This window comes from Mesorhizobium sp. M0800 (assembly GCF_040320095.1).
Taxonomy (GTDB): Bacteria; Pseudomonadota; Alphaproteobacteria; order Rhizobiales; family Rhizobiaceae; genus Mesorhizobium.
Window position 1 is genome coordinate 1 of the sequence record NZ_JAMYOZ010000011.1, and the last position, 21201, is coordinate 21201.

Genomic DNA, 21201 nt, shown 5'->3' on the forward strand with positions numbered 1-21201 from the left:
CCTCGCCATCACGCGGACCTTCGAGGTCGACCTCCATGATCTGCAGCGGCTTTCCGGCGGCGACGGCGACAGCGGCGCGCGTTTTCATCAGGCAATCCTCCCATGACGACCCATAGAGTTTCTCATTCCGCCATTGCTGCGGATGAGACCGCAATACGCTCATTCATCGCCGTATCCCCGCGAAAAGGCATAGGACTAAAGCAGACATGTAAGTCCACTTGCACGGCTTTGATAAATCTTGTGGCGTCCGCTAAGCTCATTGTGGGCACCTTGAATTCGCGCTGGTCCGGGAACAATCGGACTTTAGTGCAAGAATGGGCAGTTTTATCGATGACGAGCGCGGTGCCAGGCACTCTCGCGGCCTTTTTGTGCTTTTTTTTCCAGGCCGCCAACGTTACAGGCGTGATGGCCCAGGAAGTGACGGGCAAGCAACCGGTCGCAGCCGACAGGCCGGAAAGAAAGATAACCGAAATCAGAATAGGTTATTTGCGGGCCTACGCGCCGCAACTGGCGCTTTCCCTGCTGGACCTGCCGCCACGCGACGAAGGTGTCGCCGGCGCCAATGTGGCGATCGGCGATAACAACACGACAGGAAAGTTCCTCAGCCAGAAATTCAGCCTCGACATAGCCGAGGTCAAGCCGGACGCCGACGCGGTTCAGGCGTTCAACGATCTGATTGCCAAAGGTGACCGCTATGTTGTCGCTGACCTCTCGGCCAGGCAATTGCTGTCGATCGCCGACATCGCCCGCGACAAGGGCGTTCTGGTCTTCAATGTCGGTGCCACAGACGACAGCCTGCGCGAGGAAGACTGCCGCATAAACATTTTCCATGTGGCGCCGACACGAAGCATGCTGGCTGACGCGCTGGCGCAGTATCTCGTGATAAAGAAATGGCCGAATTGGGTGCTGCTCTATGGTTCGCATGAGCGGGATCATCTCTATGCGGCCGCGTTGCGCCGCGCGGCGGCTCGCTTCGGCGGTCAGATCGTCGCCGAGAAGGAGTTCAAAGACACTGGCACGGCGCGCCGCACCGACACCGGCGCCACGCAGATACAGCAGCAGATTTCCGTGTTCACGCAGGATCTGCCGGAGCATGACGTGGTGCTTGTCGCCGATGAGAGCGAGGTGTTCGGAACCTATGTGCCCTACCGCACCTGGACACCGCGGCTGGTCGCTGGCACGGCCGGTCTTGTCGCATCGTCCTGGCATCCCGCGAGCGAGCAATGGGGTGGCATTCAAATGCAAAGCCGTTTCCTGAGGACGACCGGCCGGCGAATGCTGTCCAAGGATATGTCGGCCTGGACGGCGGTGCGGGCGGTGGGCGAAGCCAGCACGCGGACCAATGGCGACGATACGAAGAAGATCAGCGACTACATCCGCTCGGACGATTTCTCGGTCGCCGCCTTCAAGGGACAGAAGCTGACCTTCCGCAAGTGGAACCATCAGCTTCGCCAGCCAATCCTGCTCGGCGACACCAAATCCGTGGTCTCGACATCGCCACAGGAGGGTTATCTTCACCAAATCTCCGAGCTCGATACGCTCGGCGTCGATCAGCCGGAAACGAAATGCGTCCTTAAGTAGAACCAATCGGGAGGAATTTTCGTGCAGAGACGAGCTTGCGCACTCGCCATTCTCGGCTTCATGGCCAATCCGGCGTGGGCTTACACCGTTTATGTCTCCAACGAGAAAGACAATACGATAACGGTCGTCGACACGGCGACGATGCAAGTGGTGAAGACCGTCGAAGTCGGCCAGAGGCCGCGCGGTATCGCCATCTCGCATGACGGCAAGTTCATCTATTTGTGCGCCAGCGATGACGATACGATCGAAATCATCGATACCGCGACGCTGCAGATCGTTGGCACGCTGCCATCAGGCCCCGATCCCGAACTGTTCGTGCTTTCGCCCGACGGCAAGACGCTCTACGTCGCCAACGAGGACGACAATCTCGTCACCGCGATCAACGTCGAGAGCAAGGAGGTCATGACCGAGATTCCCGTTGGGGTGGAGCCTGAAGGCATGGCCGTCAGTCCCGATGGCAAAACCATGGTCAACACCTCCGAAACCACCAGCATGGCGCATTTCATCGACACCGACAGCCATGAGGTGACCGACAACGTCCTGGTCGACACGCGTCCGCGCTTTGCGCAATTCAAGCCCGACGGATCACAGATCTGGGTCAGTGCCGAAATCGGCGGTACCGTCAGCGTCATCGACAGTCTCAAACGCGAGGTGGTGAAGAAGATCCAGTTCGCGATTGCGGGACTGCGGCCCGAAACCATCCAGCCGGTCGGCATCGCAATCAGCGCGGACGGCAAGAAAGCCTATGTCGCGCTCGGCCCAGCGAACCACGTCGCCGTCATCAACACCGAAACCTACGAGGTGGAAAAATACATCCTGGTCGGCCAGCGCGTCTGGCATCTCGACTTCACCCCCGATCAGAAGACGCTGATCACCACCAACGGCAATTCCAACGACATCACCTTCATCGACACGGCGACGGACGAGCCGGTTCAATCGGTTACGGTGGGCCAGCAGCCTTGGGGCGTGGCCATATCGCCCCACTAGACCGCAGCAATGATCAGGGAGGCCGACGTGATGAATATTTGCCGCGGGGATGTTGCAAGTGCACTAGATAACCAGCGCGCCCCGAAGGAGCCAGCGGCATGCAGCATGTGAGGACAAGCGGAGCTGGAGAGGAGGTGGCAGCGCTCGATGTTGCCGGCATCAGCCATTCCTATGGTCCGAAGCGAGCGCTCCAGGACGTCTCATTCTCGATCGCGCCGGGAACTTTCACCGTTCTGCTCGGCCTCAATGGGGCCGGCAAGACAACTTTGTTCTCACTGATCAGCCATCTTTACGGCACCCGCCGCGGATCGATCCGCATCTTCGGCCATGACGTCAGCCGCGCTTCGGGCGAAGCGCTCAGGCGTGTCGGCATTGTATTCCAGGCACGCACGCTCGACCTCGACCTCAGCGTCCACCAGAACCTCTCCTACCACGCCTCGCTGCATGGCATTGGCGGACACCAAGCCCGGCAGCGCATTGCCGCGCTGCTCGATACAGTCAACATGCAGGGCCGTCAGCATGACAAGGCACGCAGTCTTTCCGGCGGCCAAATGCGGCGCATCGAGATCGCGCGGGCGCTGCTCCACCGCCCTTCCCTGCTGCTGCTCGACGAGGCGACGGTCGGTCTCGACATCCAGTCGCGTGCGGGCATTTTGGCCACCATCCGCAAACTCGTCGAAACCGAGGGCATCGGTGTGCTGTGGGCGACGCATCTGATCGATGAGGTCGAAGACGGCGACCACGTCGTCGTGCTGCGGCAGGGCGACCTGGTTGCCAAGGGTAAGGTGGCCGATGTCGTTGCGACGAGCGGTGCCAGTTCGATCCGCGACGCCTTTTCCAGGCTCAACCGCATCGAAACAAGCGGCATCGCGGAGATGTCGCCATGAGCGCTCCCGCAATGCCCGCAAAAGTCGCCGCCCTCACGCCGGTGAAGTTCGAACAGTTTGGGCTCCACCACTACCTCGTTTGCCTCAAAGGGATCGTCGTGCGGGAGTGCCTGCGCTTCCTGCATCAGCGCGAGCGCTTTATATCCTCGCTGGTTCGGCCGCTCGTCTGGCTGTTCATTTTTGCCGCCGGATTCCGGCAGGTGCTCGGCGTATCGATCATCCCGCCCTACAAGACCTACGTGCTCTATGAGGTCTACATCACGCCGGGCCTGTGCGGCATGATTCTGCTGTTTTCGGGCATGCAGTCTTCGCTGTCGATGGTCTATGATCGCGAAATGGGCAACATGCGCACCCTGCTGGTCAGCCCCTTCCCGCGTTGGTTTTTACTGATGTCGAAGATGCTCGCCGGTGTCGCCGTGTCGATCGCGCAGGTTTACGCGTTCCTGATCGTTGCCTGGTTCTGGGGCGTCAAGGCGCCGCCGCTTGGCTATCTCACCGTGCTGCCGGCGTTGTTCCTGTCAGGCATGATGCTGTGCGCGCTCGGCATGCTTCTGTCCTCAATGATCAAGCAGCTCGAAAACTTCGCTGGCATCATGAACTTCGTCATCTTTCCCGGCTATTTCGCTTCTCCGGCACTCTATCCCTTGTGGCGTATCCAGGAGGCTAGCCCCCTGCTCTACAAAATCTGCCTCGCCAATCCATTTACTTACGCCGTCGAACTGATCCGCTTCGCCTTCTACGGCCAGGTTGACTGGCTGTCGCTGGGCGTCGTTGCCGGCTGCACGCTGCTGTTCCTTGCCGCCGCCATCATCGCCTACGACCCTTCGCGCGGCCTGATGACCCGCAAACAGGACACGGGAGGAAATGCCTGATGGCGCGAATGATCCATGTTCGCGGTCTGGCTCTGGTCGCCATGCTCGCGCCGGGCGTCAACGCCATGGCAGCCAACCCCGATCCAGACTGGCCCTGCATGCAGCGCAAGGTGCCGCAACTCTCGCTCGGCCAGATCTGGAGCGGACCGGACCTTCCTTCAGCCGCGAAGGACTGGTCGAAGGACCCCACCATCTCCGCCCTGATCGAGGAAGTGGCAGCTCGCCGGATGCCGATTGCGGAAGCTCAAAAGAAGATCGGGGATTTCGCGGCCTCCTTGCCGGCCGAGCAACTTGCACCCAAAATGGCGATGATGGTGCAAGGCATGTTCGACCACCTGGACGCCGAGCGCTCACAGGTGATCTCCGGCATTTCCCGCTACGCCCACAAGCAGCTCGAAATGGCCGCCGCGTTGCGCAAGGAAGCGTCCGATGTCGATGCATTGCGGGCAAAGCCGGATGCAGATCCCGAAGAGATCGATCGGCGAACCGAACAGCTGAAATTCGCAACGCGAATTTTCAATGAACGCGTCCAATCACTGACCTACGTCTGTGAAGTGCCGACGATAATCGAGCAGCGGCTTTATCAATTGTCCAAGGCCGTCTCGGAAACGCTCGCCGCGAAGAAATAGAACCTCATTCGATCTTCGCGGCGGATATCACGATCCACGGCCGGGCAGCACGCGCCAGCGCTGAACGAAATAACCGGGATGCGTCTCGATCCACTGGGCTACCAGCGATTGCGCCTGCATGAAGGCGGTCCCGGGATTCATCGCCAGGCCATCCACCATCTGTTCGCGTTGTTCACAGGTCTGCGGCACATCCGTCAGGCAGACCATCATAACGAGCGTGTAGAGCATTACCCCTTGTCCCCTTCGATTCCCGAACCCCATGCCCGGGAGTTTCCGTGATACCGACCAGTCTGCAGGGATCGCACATACGGATCACTTACGGGTGTGAAAGGAACGTGGCCCCCGCTCTTTCGCGCCGCAATATAACATGGCGCTAATCTAACGCCAACGACCGCAGGGCTCGGTCGCGGACGCGCGCGCATCGAAGATGCGCGTCCGGCTGTGCCAGTGCCATAAAATGTGAACTCCTGGGACGCGCTCTCGCATGGGCTCGACCGAAACAGGAATATCATTGTTGTCGACCTCAGACCGGCAGTCCGTTCTGCTTTCGCAGGCTCTTGTCGAAAGCGGATGCGGGGACGAAACGGCGCAGGAAACTGACCTGGCGCGCCATTTTTCCAGCCGCATAGCGCCCCTTCGGAGCGGGATCGGTCGCAGCCGCCAAAACGGTCCTGGCCACCACTTCCGGCGCATCGCCTTTTTCCATCGCTTTCCGCACAGCTGCATTCATGCCAGCGCGCGCAGAGTCATAGATGTCAAGCAACTGATCCGGCCTGGCGAGATTTTCTTCAAATGAGGTGCGGGTATAAGCGGGCTCCACCAACACGACGCGAATTCCGAAAGTACGCAGTTCGTGGTCGAGCGATTCGGAGTAGCCCTCAACGGCATGCTTGGTCGACGAATAAAGCGCGAAATAGGGAGCTGGAATGAACCCCTGCACCGAGCTCAAATTGACGATTCTGCCCTTGCCTTGGCGGCGCATTGTCGGCAACACCGCTTTGGTTACTCGCATAACGCCGAAGACGTTCACGTCAAACAACGACTTGGCCTGGGCCATCGAGGACTCCTCCGCCCCACCAAGCAGGCCAACGCCGGCATTATTGACAAGCAGGTCGATGCGCCCGGTCTCGGCCAGCACGTCCTGGACAAGTTTCGCCACGGACGTGTCATCGGTCACGTCACAGGCCAGCATGGTAACGCCATCGGATTGGTCGACGACCGCGCGACGGCTGGTTCCGAACACGCGAAAGCCCGCGTTCTGCAGGGCTTTGGCCGTTGTGTGCCCGATACCGCTGGATGCCCCCGTCACCAGGGCGACGCCTAGATTGGTCTTGTTCATGGAGGTCACTTCTTTCTTCGTTTTGGATTGGCGTGGGAGAAGCACGACAGGTCGGAGCGAAAGGCGTCAATCATGAGCGCCTCCGGTACTCGCGCCGGCCAGATCACCCGTCCAGCGCCGGAACAGCGCGCTGGCATTAACGCCTCCGAAGCCGAAGCCATTGGAGATTGCATAGCCCATCGCCATCGGCCGGGCCCGGTTTGCGACGAAGTCGATCCCGTCGCCGGCCGGATCGGGAGCGCTCAGATTGAGGGTCGGCGGTGCCATCTGATCCCTGAGCGCCAGGATTGCGAAGATTGCTCCGAGCCCGCCGGCGGCTCCGAGCAGGTGTCCGGTCGCCGATTTCGTTGCACTGACAGCTATCGCGAAATCGCGCCCGAACACGCTCTTGATCGCTTCGATCTCACCCAGGTCGCCCACCGGCGTGGAGGTCGCATGGGCATTGAGATGACGAACCTCGCGGGGCGAAATCCCTGCTTGGGCGATTGCGATCTCCATGGCCCGGCGCGCACCGTCGCCGTCCTCGGGACCGGAGGTGACGTGATGAGCATCCGCCGTCGTGCCGTAGCCGACAAGCTCGGCCAGCGGTCTTGCGCCGCGCGCCAGCGCGTGGCTCAATTCCTCGATGACCAGTATGCCGGCTCCTTCGCCCATGACGAAGCCGTCCCGCGACTTGTCGAACGGTCGGGAGGCCTCATCAGGACGGTGATTAAAGGACGTCGAAAGAGAGCGTGCCGCGGCAAACCCACCGAGGCTGACAAGATTCATGCATGCTTCCGTCCCGCCGCACACGGCAATATCGGCCTCGTTGGCGCGGATTAGGCGAGCCGCATCGCCGATCGCCTGAATGCCGGCCGCGCACGCCGTCACGGGTGCACCGAGCGGACCTTTGAAGCCATAGCGGATCGAGACGTGGCCTGCCGCGAGGTTCACCAGGAAGGACGGCACCGTAAAAGGTGATAGACGGCGGACGCCGCGCCGGTCGACCGTGCGCACCGCCTCGGTTATGGCCGGGAACCCGCCGACGCCCGAGGCGATGATCGTGGCCGTGCGCAAGCGATCCGCTTCCGAGACGGGGGCCCATCTTGCTTGGGCGAGCGCCTCTTGTGCCGCGGCCAGCGCAAAGAGAATGAACCGGTCTACCTTGCGCTGATCCTTCGGCGGAAGGATGGCTTCCGGATCGAAACCAGCGTCCGGATCTTCTTCTGTGGAGGGCACCACCCCGCCGACCTTCGCCGGCAGGTCGCACACCACATCATCCGCAAGCCTCCGGATGCCCGAGCGGCCGGCCAGGAGACGCGACCAGGACGTTTCAACATCGGCAGCAAGGGGCGTAACCGCTCCCATGCCCGTAACAACAATCCGTCGCATCTATTTTCCTGTCAGTTTGGGCGCGCCGCAGGCGCCGCGACGCCGTTCAAGCGCCGGCTGATTCACGAACCTGATTGGCCGCCGCATCCAGAAAGGCCTGCGCGAGGTCAGGATCGTTGATGACGCGCGATAACATCAGCGCACCGACCATCGTCGAGAGAATGGCCATGGCCCTGCCATCGAACTCCCCGCCACTGGTCTCAGCAATGAAACGGCCGAGGATCTCGAGATGCTCCTTGATCCCGGCTTCGAACGGCGCTTTCACGTCCTTGCCCTGTCTGGCGGCATCCGAGCCGAGCGCCACGATCGGGCAGCCGTCCATCTTTTCTCCGCGATGGTCCATACTGAGGTAGAACGCGATCACCGCGCCAAGCGGATCATCAGGGTTTGCCGCAGTCGCGGCCGACCATCGACGGGTGGCGCTCTCCATCGCCCGCCTGGATGCCTGCGCCGCCAGGTCGTCCTTGGATGCGAACTGCTTGTAAAACGCGCCTTGGGTCAGTCCGGCACCCTTCATCAGATCTTTAAGGCCGATACCATCAAAGCCGCGCTCCCGAAAAAGGCGGCTTGCCACGTTGATTACGGTTTCTCGGTTTTCCGCTGCCTGAGTACGACTTACCCGCATTGTTGACCTCTTTTTTAGATTGCGTTCGTAATCTATAGTCTATATAGAGTTCGAACGCAATCTAAAAAGGAGATACGAAATGATCCGCAAAACCCTGAGCGCATCGCTCCTGGCCGCGCTGTTTCTTGCGACCCCGGCTTTAGCCGAGGAAGCCACCATCGGACGCCCGATCGAGGGCGGCAGCCTGCACGAGGGACACCTTGACATGGTGGTCTACTACGTCCCGGTCGACGGCGACCTCTTGGAGGTCACCGCCACCTTCGCGCCGAAGACCGGGGGCGATCCGCTGCGCGTCGTCATGGGTCTCGCCGACGACGACTCCGTGGCCTTTTCCATGCCGGGCCACCAGGACTCGCTCTACGCGTTCTCAAGGTCCGGGGATGAGGTGACGGTGTCGACCGAGACTGACATGCATCTGCGAGCCGACGCGACAATACGCTGAGCCGAAGTTCAGACCGCAGCCGGCGTGCTGCTGGCCGTGGGCTCTCGCGTCCGCTCGGCTCGCCACACGGTGCCTCGATCACGCGATCGAATAAGTTTGGGGAGAGGTCAAATGCTATACAGTTATTTTGTCGAGAAATCGATCCGAGAGAGCTTCGACCACGTCAACAACCATCGCTGGGATGAGGCGGTGAAGGCACTCGCGCTGCATGTCCATCACCGCGTTTCCGGCGCCCACGCGCTTGGTGGTGAGCGCCACGACAAAGAAGCCATGCGCCGCTGGTTTGAGCGCCTCGGCCGCGTCCTGCCCAATCTCCATCTCACGGTCAACCACATCTGGGTGAAGGGCTGGCCGTGGCATACCACCGTGTTTGCCCGGTGGGACGGCACCGCAACGCTGCTCAATGGCGACGCGTCGTACGTCAACCGTGGTCTCCACGTGTTCACCCTGCGGTGGGGCAGAGTCTATGCACTTGAGGAATTTTACGATTCACAAGCAGCGGCCCGCGGTCTTGCCGCCCAAGCGGCAGCTGGCCTCGAAGAAGCTGTCGCCGAACCAATTGTAGGCTAGCAGAAGCTCAATCAAAGCCCACCCGTTCCGTGAACGCGGGGCCGCTACCCCATGGCCCAGTGCTTGGAGGGCGGTCGCCTCGGCTCCGCAAATGCGTGCCACCAGCGATGCCTCCCTATCCTCGGCGCGTGGACGTCGGTCTGGAGATCACAGCCGATCAGCCGCTGATATGCACCATCGTTTGTCTGAAGCGTTTGCCTGGACCGCCCGCGCCCTAAGTCGCGCGACCTTTGGTGTTCGGCTCCTCGTGCGGATAGAGCTTGCCGAACAGTGGCAGGTACATCGCGCCCTTGCGCATCAGAAAATCGTGGAATGTCGCCATGGCCGGCGAGATCGCGTGATCGGTGCGCATCACCGAAAACCATTGCCGGCGGATCGGCATGCCGACAACGTCGAGGATGACCAGCCGGCCGGCTTCGGTTTCGGCAGCGATGGTGTGGGCAGAGATGAACGCGATGCCGAGCCCGGCCATCACCGCCTGCTTGATGGTCTCGTTCGAGTCCATCTCGACGCCGAGATCGTCGATGCGGCCGGGCACGTCGCTCAGGAATATTTCCAGTGAGATGCGCGTTCCGGAGCCGGGCTCGCGAATGAGGAAATGCTCCTCGGCGATCCGCTCCTTGGAAATGTCGCGCACCGACGCCAGCGGGTGGTCGGGCGGTGCGATGATGACCAGCGGGTGATCGCCGAAGACCGAAGCACGCACCGGGACTTCCTTCGCCGGGCGTCCCATCAGCGCAATATCGATGTCGTGGTTCTTCAGATTGTCGATCGTCTCGGCGCGGTTGCCGATGGCAAGGCGCATGTCGATATCGGGATGTTCCTTCATGAAGGCGGCCATCAGCCGCGGCGCGAAATATTTGGCCGTGGAAACGACGCCGAGCCGCAAGCTGCCGGCGCGCACGCCCTTGATCGCATCCATCTTGTCTTCGAGCAGACGAAGCCGCTCGTCGATGGCCTGTGCCGTCTCGACGAAGGCCAGACCTGCGGCAGTGGGACGCATGCCGTCCGACGTCCGGTCGAACAAGGCCAGTTGGAACTCCTCCTCCACTTGCCGCAACTGGATCGTCACCGCTGGAGGAGACAGGCCTAACACCTTGGCCGCGCTGACTATTTTTCCGTGGCTAATGATTGCCTGAACGGTCTTGAATTGCTTAAGCGTGAGGTTTCTCATACGGCATACTAAAATTTTTTTACTGCTTGAGTAAAGTTATTGAATTTTACTTATCCAGCGTCGTTTGTTCTCCTTTCCCAATCCGGCCGACCCGAGGAGAGGCGGCTGGATCGGGAGGTTACGATGCCAGCGGCAACGCTCGACGCTTTTCTGAACTCCTATCTTGGCGAGCCGGACGAACTGCGCTCCGCCGTCGTAGCGACCATCCGTCAGCTGACGCAGGCGGCCACCACGATCCGCAACACCATCAATCAAGGGGTGCTCGGCACGGCCTTTGCGGGAACCCGCGGCGCCAATGCTGACGGCGACATCCAGAAGGATCTCGATGTCTTCGCCGATGACATCTTTCTCGATGCGATGCGCCACGCTCCGGTCGCGCTCTACGCTTCCGAGGAACTGGAGCAGCCGGTGCTGCTCGACAGGCAGGCGGCTCTTGCCATCGCCATCGACCCGCTCGATGGCTCATCCAACATCGACACCAACGTGTCCATCGGAACGGTCTTCTCGCTCCCCCCTGCAATTGGTGCGCCGGATGGGAATCCGGCCGCCTCGTTTTTGCAGGCAGGGGTGAACCAGCTGGGCGCCGGTTTCTTCATCTACGGCCCGCAGCTGGCGCTGGTTCTGTCGCTCGGCAGCGGCACCCATGTCTTCGTTCTCTCGACCAGGCTCGGCACCTTCGTCCAGGCCTACGAGAGCCGGATCATCCCACAGCGAACCCAGGAGTTCGCCATCAACGCCGCCAACTACCGGCATTGGGACGAGGCGGTGCGGCTCTACATCGACGACTGCCTTGAAGGCACCGAAGGCCCACGCGAGAAGGACTTCAACATGCGCTGGATCGCCTCCCTGGTCGCGGACTGTTACCGCATATTGATGCGCGGCGGCGTATTCCTGTATCCAGGCGACAAGCGCAAGGGCTACAGGCAGGGGCGACTTCGCCTCGTCTATGAGGCAAACCCGATCGCCTATCTCGTCGAACAGGCGGGCGGTGCCGCCACCGATACGATGACCCGCATCCTCGAAATCGAACCCGAGAGCCTGCACCAGCGCGTGCCCATGGTTTTCGGATCGGCGCGGGAAGTCGCGCGCATCACCCGCTACCACACCGAGCCGAGCGCCATCGGCGAGCGCGCGCCGCTTTTCAGCCGCCGCGGCCTTTTCAGGGCCTGAAGACCATGTCGGCAAAGCACCCCATCATTACCATCACCGGGTCGTCGGGCGCAGGCACCACCTCTGTCAAGCGCATCTTCGAACTGATCTTCCGGCGCGAGAACATCGGGGCCGCCTTCATCGAAGGCGATGCTTTCCATCGCTACGACCGCGCCACGATGAAGGCGAGGGTGGCCGAGGAGGAAAAGGCGGGCAATCCGAACTTCACCCACTTCCATGCCGAGGCCAATGAACTGGCAATCCTCGAAGACGTATTCGAGGAATATGGCCGCCGGGGAACCGGAAAGACCCGCACATACATCCATGATGAGGATGAGGAGAAGCAGTACGGCACGCCGCCGGGACATTTCACCGAATGGCGCGAATTTCCGCCGAGCGACCTGCTCTTCTACGAGGGCCTGCATGGCTGCGTCGTCACCGACAAGATCAACCTGGCCAGGCACGCGGACCTCAAGATCGGCGTGGTGCCGGTCATAAATCTCGAATGGATCCAGAAGATCCATCGCGACCGCGCAACGCGCGGCTATTCCACCGAGGCAGTGATGGACGTGATCCTGCGTCGCATGCCGGACTATGTCCGCTACATCGTCCCGCAGTTTTCGCAGACAGCCATCAACTTCCAGCGCGTGCCGATCGTCGACACGTCCAATCCATTCATCGCGCGCTGGATTCCGACGCCCGACGAATCGATGCTGGTTATCCGCTTCGCCAATCCCCGCGGCATCGATTTCCCCTACCTGCTTTCGATGATCCACGACTCGTTCATGTCGCGGCCGAATTCCATAGTGGTGCCCGGCAACAAGCTCGACCTTGCCATGCAGCTGATCCTGACGCCGCTCATCCTGCAATTGATCGAACGCAAGAACCGTGTGTCGTGAGGAGGACGCCATGAACAGCCAAGCAGCAGCACTGAAGCCCGTCGCCGCCGTCTCGGAACGGGACATGGCCAACGCCATTCGCGCACTGGCGATGGACAGCGTCCAGAAGGCCAATTCCGGTCATCCGGGCATGCCGATGGGCATGGCCGATGTCGCGACGGTGCTGTTCAGCCGCTTCATCAATATCGATCCGTCGGCGCCCAACTGGCCCGATCGTGACCGCTTCGTGCTGTCGGCCGGGCACGGCTCGATGCTGCAGTATGCGCTGCATTACCTGCTAGGCTTTGAAGACATGCCGATCGAGGAATTGCAGCGGTTTCGCCAGCTGGGCAGCCGCACCGCCGGACATCCGGAATATGGCCACGCGCTTGGCATCGAGACGACGACCGGCCCGCTTGGACAAGGCATTTCGACCGCTGTCGGCATGGCGCTGGCGGAGCGCATGCTTGCGGCCCGCCACGGCGCCGATCTCGTCGACCATTTCACCTACGCGATCGCCGGCGACGGCTGCCTGCAGGAAGGCATCAGCCACGAGGCGATCGATCTTGCCGGTCACCTGAAGCTCTCCCGGCTGATCGTCTTTTGGGACGACAATGCGATCTCGATCGACGGGCCCACTTCCCTGTCGACATCGATGGACCAGCCGGCGCGGTTCAAAGCCGCTGGATGGCATGTCCAGTCGGTGAACGGCCACGACACCGAAACCGTTGCGGCGGCAATCGAAGCGGCGCAGCAATCGGACCAGCCGTCTCTGATCGCCTGCCGCACGGTGATCGGCAAGGGAGCGCCCAATCTGGGCGGTTCGGAAAAGACGCATGGCGCGCCGCTGGGCGATGCGGAGATCGCCGCGACGCGCGAAAACATCGGCTGGGCCTTCGCGCCGTTCGAGGTGCCGGACGATATCCTTTTCGCCTGGCGCGAGATTGCCGGCCGCGGTCAAGCGGCACGCCGCGCCTGGGAGCAGCGGCTTGCCGCCTCACCACGGCGGCAGGCCTTCGAGAGCGCGGTCGCCGGCGCCCTGCCCGACGCGGTCTTCGAAGCACTCGGCGCTTTCCGCAAGGAGCATGTCGGGAAGGCGACCAAGGTTGCAACGCGAAAAGCCTCGGAAATGGCACTCGCTGCGATCAATGGCGCAACCGAACTGACCGTCGGCGGCTCCGCCGATCTGACGCATTCGAACCTGACGATCACCAAGGGTATGAACCGCATCGCGCCGGGCGACTACGCCGGCCGCTACATCCACTATGGAATCCGCGAGCACGGCATGGCCGCAGCCATGAACGGCATCGCACTGCATGGCGGCTTCGTGCCTTATGGCGGCACGTTCCTGTGCTTCGCCGACTACGCGCGCGGCGCGATGCGGCTCTCGGCGCTCATGGGCCAGCGCGTCATCTATGTGATGACGCATGATTCCATTGGTCTCGGCGAGGACGGCCCGACCCACCAGCCGGTCGAGCACCTGGCGATGCTGCGGGCGACGCCAAACCTCAACGTCTTCCGTCCGGCCGACATCATCGAAACGGCGGAGTGCTGGGAACTGGCGCTGAGAAGCGAGAAGCGGCCGAGCGTGCTGGTGCTCTCGCGCCAGAACCTGCCGATGCTGCGCCAAGCACCTAGCGGCGAGCCTCACAGTGACGAGAACCGGTCGAGCCGGGGCGCCTACATCCTGCACGAGCCAGCCGGGCACCGCGCGGCGACGCTGATCGCCACCGGCTCGGAGGTCGAAATCGCGGTTGCCGCCGCCCTACGGCTGGAGACCGAGCACGGCGTCGCCGCCGCGGTTGTCTCGATGCCGTGCTGGGAGCTTTTCGAGGAGCAGGACGCCGGCACCCGCAAGGCCGTCCTCGGCTCGGCGCCCCGCATTGCCATCGAAGCCGCAGCACGGCTCGGCTGGGACCGCTGGATCGGCGACACCGGCACTTTCGTCGGCATGGCCGGTTTCGGCGCCAGCGCCCCTGCCCCGGACCTTTACCGGCATTTCGACATCACGCCCGAAGCCGTCGCGGCAGCGGCGCTGAAGCTCATCATCTAGGAGGACGACCATGGCCCGCATCACCCTTCGCCAGCTTCTCGACCATGCCGCCGAGCACGGCTACGGGGTGCCGGCATTCAACATCAACAACATGGAACAGGGCCTCGCCATCATGGAGGCCGCCAGGGCCTGCGATGCGCCGGTCATCATCCAGGCCTCGCGCGGCGCCCGTTCCTATGCCAATGACATCATGCTGGCCAAGATGATGGAGGCGTTGACCGAAATCCATCCGGCTGTTCCGCTTTGCATCCATCAGGATCACGGCAACAACGAGGCCACCTGCCTGTCGGCGATCCGCCACGGCTTCACCTCGGTGATGATGGACGGATCGCTGATGGCGGATGCCAAGACACCGGCGAGCTACGATTACAACGTCGCCATCACCGAACGTGTCGCACGCATGGCGCATTGGGTCGGCGCTTCGGTCGAAGGCGAGCTCGGCGTGCTCGGCTCGCTGGAAACCGGCCGGGGCGAGGCCGAGGACGGGCACGGCGCTGAAGGTGCGCTTTCCCACGACCAGCTTTTGACCGATCCCGACCAGGCGGTCGACTTCGTGACCGCCACCCGGGTCGACGCGCTGGCGATCGCCTGCGGTACCTCACACGGTGCCTATAAATTCAGCCGCAAGCCTGACGGCGGCATCCTGGCCATGCAGGTGATCGAGGCGATCCACGAAAAGCTGCCCAACACGCATCTGGTCATGCACGGGTCTTCCTCCGTGCCGCAGGAACTGCAGGACATCATCAACAACTATGGCGGCGAGATGCCCCAGACCTTTGGCGTCCCGGTCGAGGAAATCGAGCGCGGCATCCGCTACGGCGTGCGCAAGGTCAACATCGACACCGATTGCCGAATGGCCATGGCCGGGCAGTTCCGCCGCGTTGCGACGGAGGACCCGCGCGAATTCGATCCGCGTAAATTCCTGAAACCCGCCATGGACGCCCTGCGCGACCTTTGCCGCGATCGCTTCGAACGCTTCGGCACCGCAGGCCACGCGTCGAAGATCAGGGTGATCGCCATGGATGAGATGGCGAAACGTTACGCCGCAGGAAAGCTCGACCCCCATATCGCAACCGCGAAAGCCGCCTGAGCGGCAAACAGGAGACCTGCCATGAACAAGATCGACATGCCCTCAGCAGGCACGCTCAAGGAAGGCAAGGAACGCTACAGGTCGGGCGTCATCCCCTACAAGAAGATGGGCTACTGGGAGCCGGACTACCGGCCCAAGGAGACCGACCTGATCGCCATGTTTCGGATCACGCCGCAGCCCGGCGTCGACCACGAGGAGGCGGCCGCCGCCATCGCCGGTGAATCCTCTACCGCGACATGGACCGTGGTGTGGACCGACAGGCTGACCGCCTGCGAGCTCTACCGCGCCAAGGCATTCAAATCCGAGCCGGTGCCGAACACAGGTCCAGGCACCAGGATCGAGCAACAGTACTTCGCCTATATCGCCTACGACCTCGACCTGTTCGAGCCCGGCTCCATCGCCAACCTGACTGCATCGATCATCGGCAACGTGTTCGGCTTCAAGGCCGTCAAGGCCTTGCGGCTCGAGGACATGCGCATCCCGGTGGCTTACCTCAAGACCTTCCAGGGCCCGGCGACCGGCATCGTGGTGGAACGCGAGCGGCTCGACAAGTTCGGCCGGCCGCTGCTCGGCGCGACGACGAAGCCCAAGCTTGGCCTGTCCGGCCGCAACTACGGCCGCGTCGTCTACGAGGCGCTGAAGGGTGGCCTCGACTTCGTCAAGGACGACGAGAACATCAACTCACAGCCCTTCATGCATTGGCGCGACCGCTTCCTCTACTGCATGGAGGCTGTGAACAAGGCGTCGGCCGCCACCGGCGAAGTCAAGGGCCATTATCTCAACGTCACCGCCGGCACGATGGAGGACATGTACGAGCGCGCCGAATTTGCAAAACAGCTTGGCTCCTGCATCGTCATGATCGACCTCGTCATTGGCTACACGGCGATCCAGTCGATGGCCAAGTGGGCACGCCGCAACGACATGATCCTGCACCTCCACCGGGCCGGCAACTCGACCTATTCGCGCCAGAAGAACCACGGCATGAATTTTCGCGTCATCTGCAAATGGATGCGGATGGCCGGCGTCGATCACATCCATGCCGGCACGGTGGTCGGCAAGCTGGAAGGCGACCCGCTTATGATCAAGGGGTTTTATGACACGCTGCGCGAGGAGCGCACGCCGCAGAACCTCGAAACCGGGCTGTTCTTCGATCAGGACTGGGCCTCGCTCAACAAGGTGATGCCCGTCGCCTCCGGTGGCATCCATGCCGGCCAGATGCACCAGTTGATCCGTTATCTCGGCGAGGACGTCATCCTGCAGTTCGGCGGCGGCACGATCGGCCATCCGGACGGCATCCAGGCCGGCGCGACGGCCAATCGCGTCGCGTTGGAGGCGATGATCCTCGCCCGCAACGAGGGCCGCGACTATCTGCGCGAAGGGACCAAAATCCTTGAACAGGCGGCCAGATGGTGCACGCCGCTCAAGGCGGCCCTGGAGACGTGGAAGGACGTCACCTTCAACTACGAATCGACCGACACGGCCGACTTTGTGCCAACCGCAACGCCGAGCTTCTAGACGAAAGGAACCGTCGCCATGATGACCAATCCCGGAAACAAGGTCACGCAGGGACAGTTTTCGTTCCTGCCCGAGCTAACCGATGAGCAGATTTCGGCGCAGATCAAATACGCACTGAAAAACCACTGGGCGGTCAGCGTCGAGTACACGGACGATCCACATCCGCGAAACACCTATTGGGAAATGTACGGCAACCCGATGTTCGACCTGAGGGACCCGGCGGGCATCCTGCTTGAAGTCGACAATTGCCGGAAAGCTATGCCCAACATGTATGTCCGGGTCACCGCCTTCGATTCGACGAAGGGCTGGGAAGCGCCGCGCATGTCGTTCATCGTCAACCGGCCACCCAATGAACCCGGGTTCCGGCTGCTGCGCCAGGAGCGCGACGGCCGCAGCCAGGGCTATTCGATCGTGCCATATGCGACCGACAGGCCCGAAGGCGAGCGGAGCTAGGCGAAGCCATGCTGGACGCGATAGGAAAGGGCGCTGCCGCGCAGGACGAATCGGTCGATCTGCAGGCCGAGTTCGAGGCGTCCAACATCGACGAAGTGATGGACAAGCTCAACCGCGAACTCGTCGGCCTGAAGCCCATCAAGACCCGCATCCGCGAGATCGCTGCGCTGCTCCTGGTCGACCGGCTTCGCCGCAAGTTCGGGCTGACCTCTGGCGCGCCGACGCTGCACATGAACTTTACGGGAAATCCCGGTACCGGAAAGACCACCGTGGCGCTCAGAATGGCCGAAATCCTGCATCGTCTTGGCTATGTCCGCGAAGGGCACATGGTCGCGGTGACGCGCGACGATCTCGTCGGCCAGTATGTGGGCCACACCGCGCCCAAAACCCGCGAAGTGATCAAGCGCGCCATGGGCGGGGTGCTTTTCATCGACGAGGCCTACTATCTCTACAAGCCCGAGAACGAACGCGACTACGGCCAGGAATCGATCGAAATCCTGCTGCAATGCATGGAAAACAACCGTGACGATCTGGTTGTGATTCTTGCCGGCTACAAGGACAAGATGGACCGCTTCTTCGACAGCAATCCCGGCATGCGCTCGCGCATCGCCCATCACCTCGATTTTCCGGACTACGGCGTCAGCGAACTCAAATCGATCGCCGAGATCATGCTGGCGGAACAGAATTACCGTCTCAGCGAAGCGGCGGCCAAGGCGCTCGAAGAGTATCTCCCGATCCGCATGCGGCTGCCGCATTTCTCCAACGCCCGCTCCGTTCGCAATAGCCTCGACCGGGCGCGGCTTCGCCAGGCCAGTCGGCTTTTCGCATCGCGCGACCGGGCGTTGACGAAAATCGATCTTATCACCATCGAGGAATCCGATATTCGCGGCAGCCGCGTGTTCGTGGAAGGTAAGCTCGAAGGCGAACCGGAGACGAAGGCGCGCTGACAAGATGACGGCGGTTGGTGTGCAGCGACCGGAAACGGACGACAGAAGGGGAGCCGACGACCATGGATACCAAGACAATCATCGCGCCCTCGGTGCTTTCCGCGGACTTCTCGCGGCTCGGCGACGAGGTCGAAGCGGTCGTCCGGGCGGGTGCCGATTGGATCCATCTCGATGTGATGGATGGCCATTTCGTGCCCAACATCACCTTCGGTCCGCCGGTGGTCAAGGCGATCCGTAATCGAACGGACAAGGTCTTCGATTGCCACCTGATGATCGCGCCGGCCGACGCCTATCTCGGCGCCTTCGCCGATGCCGGCTGCGACATCATCACGGTGCATGCCGAGGCCGGACCGCATCTCGACCGTTCGCTGCAGGCAATCAGAAATCTCGGCAAGAAGGCCGGCGTGTCGCTGAACCCGTCAACGCCGGAAAGCGTCATCGAATATGTACTTGACCGGCTCGATCTGGTGCTTCTGATGACGGTCAATCCGGGCTTCGGCGGCCAGGCCTTCATTGCGGCGGTCGTCGACAAGGTCAGGCGGGTCAAGGCGCTGGTCGGCCATCGTCCGATCGACATAGAGATCGACGGCGGCGTCACGCCCGAAACCGCTCCGCTTGTCACCGCGGCCGGCGCCAATGTGCTGGTCGCCGGCTCGGCCATCTTTAAGGGCGGTACCGAGGCTGCCTATCGCGCCAATATCGGCACCATCAGGCAGGCGGCCGACGGGGCGATCCGGAAAGCGGCGTAAACCATTTCATCGGAGGAAATCTTGGCGGCAATCCCACCTGTCTGCGATTTCGGCTGGCGAGCCATCGACGCCGTTTTGCCCGGCGTCGACGGCACATCGCATTCGATCTTAAGCCACGCCGGCCCGAACGGGCTGGTGGTGGCCTTCATCTGCAACCACTGCCCCTATGTGAAGGCGGTGATTTCACGCATGGTGCGCGACGCCAATGACCTCAAGGCCGAAGGCATCGGCTTTGTCGCGATCAACTCCAACGATAGCGACGCCTATCCAGATGATTCCTTCGACAACATGAAGCTCTTTGCCAGGACGAACGGCTTCACTTTCCCCTATCTCCATGACGAGCACCAGACGGTGGCGCGTGCCTACGGAGCCGTTTGCACCCCGGATTTCTTCGGGCTCAACAGCGAGTTGACGCTGCAATACCGCGGCCGGCTGGACGCGTCGCGACGCGACGCCGAATTGCCCGGGCTGAGACGCGACCTGTTCGAGGCGATGAAGCAAGTTGCCCGAACCGGCGACGGACCGCTTGACCAGATCGCTTCGATCGGCTGTTCGATCAAGTGGAAGGGTGCCGCATGAACGTCGCCGCAGGCAGGCCGTTTCGCTCGCCCAAGGCGATCCTGTTCGATCTCGACGGCACACTAGTCGATTCGGCGCCTGATATAGCGGCTGCCGTCAACGAATTGCTGGCCGGACGCGATCTGCCGCCGCTGCGGCTGGATCAGGTCAAGGCCATGATCGGCGGCGGCATCAGGAAACTGGTCGAACGAGCCTTCGCGGCTTCCGGCACGCCGCTCCTCGGCAGCGCGCTCGATGAGGCCAACCGCGTCATGGCGCCGATCTATCGCAGGCATCTGACCGGCCGCACGAGGCTGATGCCTGGCGTCAGGGAGGTTCTCACGCACTTGCATTTGAGCGGAATAGCCATGGCCGTGGTGACCAACAAGCCGCAGCTGGCGGCTCGCGAAATCCTGCTGCATTTTCGGCTGACGGAATATCTCGGCGCGATCATCGGCGGAGACGCGGTGACATACTTGAAACCGGCGCCAGACGCGCTGTTGCTGGCGCTCGACCTGCTTCAGGTCGAACCTCGTGACGCGCTGATGGTCGGAGACAGCAGCGCCGACGTGGCCGCCGCCCGCGCCGCCGGCATGGCAGTCATTCTGCTGCGTGGCGGATACAGCCAAATTCCCGTTGAAGAGCTTTGCGCCGACCTCGTTTGCGACAGCCTGTTCGATCTGCCGTCAGCGATGCAGAGGCTGCAAGACGCTGCGTGACCCCATGCGCAAAGCCGAGCCAACGCCGGCCGAGCGCAGTCCAACGGCCGGTGGTACCGCGTTATTTTGAGAATTGCTTCAGATAAGCAATGACGTTGGCGATGTCCTCGTCTTTCTTGAGGCCGACAAACGCCATCTTGGTTCCTTTGACCATCGCCTTGGGATCGCGAAGGTAGGTCGTCAGCGTGGCCTCATCCCATTTGACGCCGGACTTGCCGGCCTCGGTCATGGCCTTGGAATAGCTGAACCCCGGATGCGTCCCGGCCGTTCGGCCGATAACGCCGTTCAAGGACGGACCGATCTTGTTCTGGTCCTTGTCTGCGACGTGGCAGACCTTGCATTTGGCGAAGACCTTCTCACCCGCCGCGGCATCCTGTGCCTGAGACTGGGTAGTGACAAAGGTGGCGACGGACACGGCGGCGAAAAATGCGACTGCGCGCATGGCATTTCCTCATTGATCGTGTGAGTGCCCGGGACACTTTAGCGTGTCGATGCCTTGATCGCCGGCATTCGTTTTAAAGCGGGAGAGCGAACTATTCGTCCTTCCTCCCCGGACTGGCAGCACCTGCACGCCTCGAAAAGCTAGACTGCCGATGAAGGAAGTCAATCGTAC

23 protein-coding genes are annotated in these 21201 nt (G+C 61.9%); 17 read left to right on the forward strand and 6 right to left on the reverse strand.

Features of this window, described 5'->3' with window-relative positions; genetic code table 11:
- Positions 1-330 precede the first annotated feature (330 nt).
- The 5 genes from NKI18_RS15455 to NKI18_RS15475 all read left to right on the forward strand — a co-directional run bounded on the left by NKI18_RS15455 (position 331) and on the right by NKI18_RS15475 (position 4956).
- Entirely contained in the window at positions 331-1581 is a 1251-nt protein-coding gene (locus NKI18_RS15455) for a lanthanide ABC transporter ABC transporter substrate-binding protein PedA1 (protein ID WP_352622142.1), read from the forward strand.
- A 21-nt stretch (positions 1582-1602) separates the two neighbouring features.
- On the forward strand, positions 1603-2568 hold the full coding sequence (locus NKI18_RS15460; RefSeq protein ID WP_352622141.1) for a YVTN family beta-propeller repeat protein: 966 nt from the start codon (positions 1603-1605) through the stop codon (positions 2566-2568).
- A 98-nt stretch (positions 2569-2666) separates the two neighbouring features.
- A complete protein-coding gene (locus tag NKI18_RS15465) occupies positions 2667-3455 on the forward strand; it encodes a lanthanide ABC transporter ATP-binding protein PedB/LutE (protein ID WP_031212311.1) in 789 nt (262 codons plus the stop codon).
- An 11-nt stretch (positions 3456-3466) separates the two neighbouring features.
- Positions 3467-4327, forward strand: a complete 861-nt coding sequence (locus tag NKI18_RS15470) for a lanthanide ABC transporter permease protein PedC (RefSeq protein WP_352622146.1) — start codon at positions 3467-3469, stop codon at positions 4325-4327.
- Positions 4327-4956: a hypothetical protein gene (locus NKI18_RS15475; protein WP_352622139.1), complete on the forward strand. Its 630-nt coding sequence runs from the start codon at positions 4327-4329 to the stop codon at positions 4954-4956. The genes NKI18_RS15470 and NKI18_RS15475 overlap by 1 nt, the downstream gene beginning before the upstream one ends.
- 27 nt (positions 4957-4983) lie before the next feature.
- Here the strand turns inward: NKI18_RS15475 and NKI18_RS15480 are convergent, their stop codons facing one another.
- The 4 genes from NKI18_RS15480 to NKI18_RS15495 all read right to left on the reverse strand — a co-directional run bounded on the left by NKI18_RS15480 (position 4984) and on the right by NKI18_RS15495 (position 8291).
- On the reverse strand, positions 4984-5184 hold the full coding sequence (locus tag NKI18_RS15480) for a hypothetical protein (protein WP_023678847.1): 201 nt from the start codon (positions 5182-5184) through the stop codon (positions 4984-4986).
- Between the two features lie 295 nt (positions 5185-5479).
- Positions 5480-6295, reverse strand: a complete 816-nt coding sequence (locus tag NKI18_RS15485) for an oxidoreductase (RefSeq protein WP_352622137.1) — start codon at positions 6293-6295, stop codon at positions 5480-5482.
- A gap of 66 nt (positions 6296-6361) precedes the next feature.
- Positions 6362-7666, reverse strand: coding sequence for a beta-ketoacyl-ACP synthase II (fabF, locus tag NKI18_RS15490; protein WP_352622136.1), 1305 nt, complete (start codon positions 7664-7666; stop codon positions 6362-6364).
- Between the two features lie 46 nt (positions 7667-7712).
- Complete coding sequence (locus NKI18_RS15495; protein ID WP_352594011.1) at positions 7713-8291, reverse strand: TetR/AcrR family transcriptional regulator; 579 nt, start codon at positions 8289-8291, stop codon at positions 7713-7715.
- A 79-nt stretch (positions 8292-8370) separates the two neighbouring features.
- Between NKI18_RS15495 and NKI18_RS15500 the strand changes: the two genes are divergently transcribed.
- Positions 8371-8733: a hypothetical protein gene (locus NKI18_RS15500; protein WP_352622133.1), complete on the forward strand. Its 363-nt coding sequence runs from the start codon at positions 8371-8373 to the stop codon at positions 8731-8733.
- Positions 8734-8844: 111 nt separating this feature from the next.
- Positions 8845-9303: a nuclear transport factor 2 family protein gene (locus NKI18_RS15505; RefSeq protein WP_352622131.1), complete on the forward strand. Its 459-nt coding sequence runs from the start codon at positions 8845-8847 to the stop codon at positions 9301-9303.
- Between the two features lie 214 nt (positions 9304-9517).
- Here NKI18_RS15505 and NKI18_RS15510 read toward each other — a convergent pair whose 3' ends face one another.
- Entirely contained in the window at positions 9518-10477 is a 960-nt protein-coding gene (locus NKI18_RS15510) for a LysR family transcriptional regulator (RefSeq protein ID WP_352622129.1), read from the reverse strand.
- A 123-nt stretch (positions 10478-10600) separates the two neighbouring features.
- Between NKI18_RS15510 and NKI18_RS15515 the strand changes: the two genes are divergently transcribed.
- The 10 genes from NKI18_RS15515 to gph all read left to right on the forward strand — a co-directional run bounded on the left by NKI18_RS15515 (position 10601) and on the right by gph (position 20588).
- A complete protein-coding gene (locus NKI18_RS15515; protein ID WP_352622128.1) occupies positions 10601-11647 on the forward strand; it encodes a class 1 fructose-bisphosphatase in 1047 nt (348 codons plus the stop codon).
- 5 nt (positions 11648-11652) lie between these two features.
- Entirely contained in the window at positions 11653-12525 is an 873-nt protein-coding gene (locus NKI18_RS15520) for a phosphoribulokinase (RefSeq protein ID WP_352622126.1), read from the forward strand.
- A 10-nt stretch (positions 12526-12535) separates the two neighbouring features.
- Complete coding sequence (gene tkt / locus NKI18_RS15525; RefSeq protein ID WP_352622124.1) at positions 12536-14557, forward strand: transketolase; 2022 nt, start codon at positions 12536-12538, stop codon at positions 14555-14557.
- A 10-nt stretch (positions 14558-14567) separates the two neighbouring features.
- Positions 14568-15647 carry a class II fructose-bisphosphate aldolase gene (gene fba, locus NKI18_RS15530; protein ID WP_352622122.1) on the forward strand — a complete coding sequence of 360 codons (1080 nt, stop codon included), beginning with the start codon at positions 14568-14570 and terminating at the stop codon, positions 15645-15647.
- A 21-nt stretch (positions 15648-15668) separates the two neighbouring features.
- Positions 15669-17162 (forward strand): ribulose-bisphosphate carboxylase large subunit, encoded by a 1494-nt coding sequence (locus NKI18_RS15535; protein WP_502900705.1) that lies wholly within the window; start codon positions 15669-15671, stop codon positions 17160-17162.
- An 18-nt stretch (positions 17163-17180) separates the two neighbouring features.
- On the forward strand, positions 17181-17615 hold the full coding sequence (locus NKI18_RS15540; protein WP_352474618.1) for a ribulose bisphosphate carboxylase small subunit: 435 nt from the start codon (positions 17181-17183) through the stop codon (positions 17613-17615).
- A gap of 8 nt (positions 17616-17623) precedes the next feature.
- Positions 17624-18562 carry a CbbX protein gene (cbbX, locus tag NKI18_RS15545; protein ID WP_352622120.1) on the forward strand — a complete coding sequence of 313 codons (939 nt, stop codon included), beginning with the start codon at positions 17624-17626 and terminating at the stop codon, positions 18560-18562.
- Positions 18563-18624: 62 nt separating this feature from the next.
- Positions 18625-19311, forward strand: a complete 687-nt coding sequence (gene rpe, locus NKI18_RS15550) for a ribulose-phosphate 3-epimerase (RefSeq protein WP_352455610.1) — start codon at positions 18625-18627, stop codon at positions 19309-19311.
- 21 nt (positions 19312-19332) lie between these two features.
- Entirely contained in the window at positions 19333-19890 is a 558-nt protein-coding gene (locus NKI18_RS15555) for a thioredoxin family protein (RefSeq protein WP_352622115.1), read from the forward strand.
- A complete protein-coding gene (gene gph / locus NKI18_RS15560; protein ID WP_352622113.1) occupies positions 19887-20588 on the forward strand; it encodes a phosphoglycolate phosphatase in 702 nt (233 codons plus the stop codon). Before NKI18_RS15555 ends, gph begins: the two co-directional genes overlap by 4 nt.
- Positions 20589-20649: 61 nt before the next feature.
- On the opposite strand, the gene NKI18_RS15565 is transcribed toward gph, so the two are convergent.
- Positions 20650-21030, reverse strand: coding sequence for a c-type cytochrome (locus tag NKI18_RS15565; RefSeq protein WP_352578022.1), 381 nt, complete (start codon positions 21028-21030; stop codon positions 20650-20652).
- Between the last annotated feature and the right edge of the window lie 171 nt (positions 21031-21201).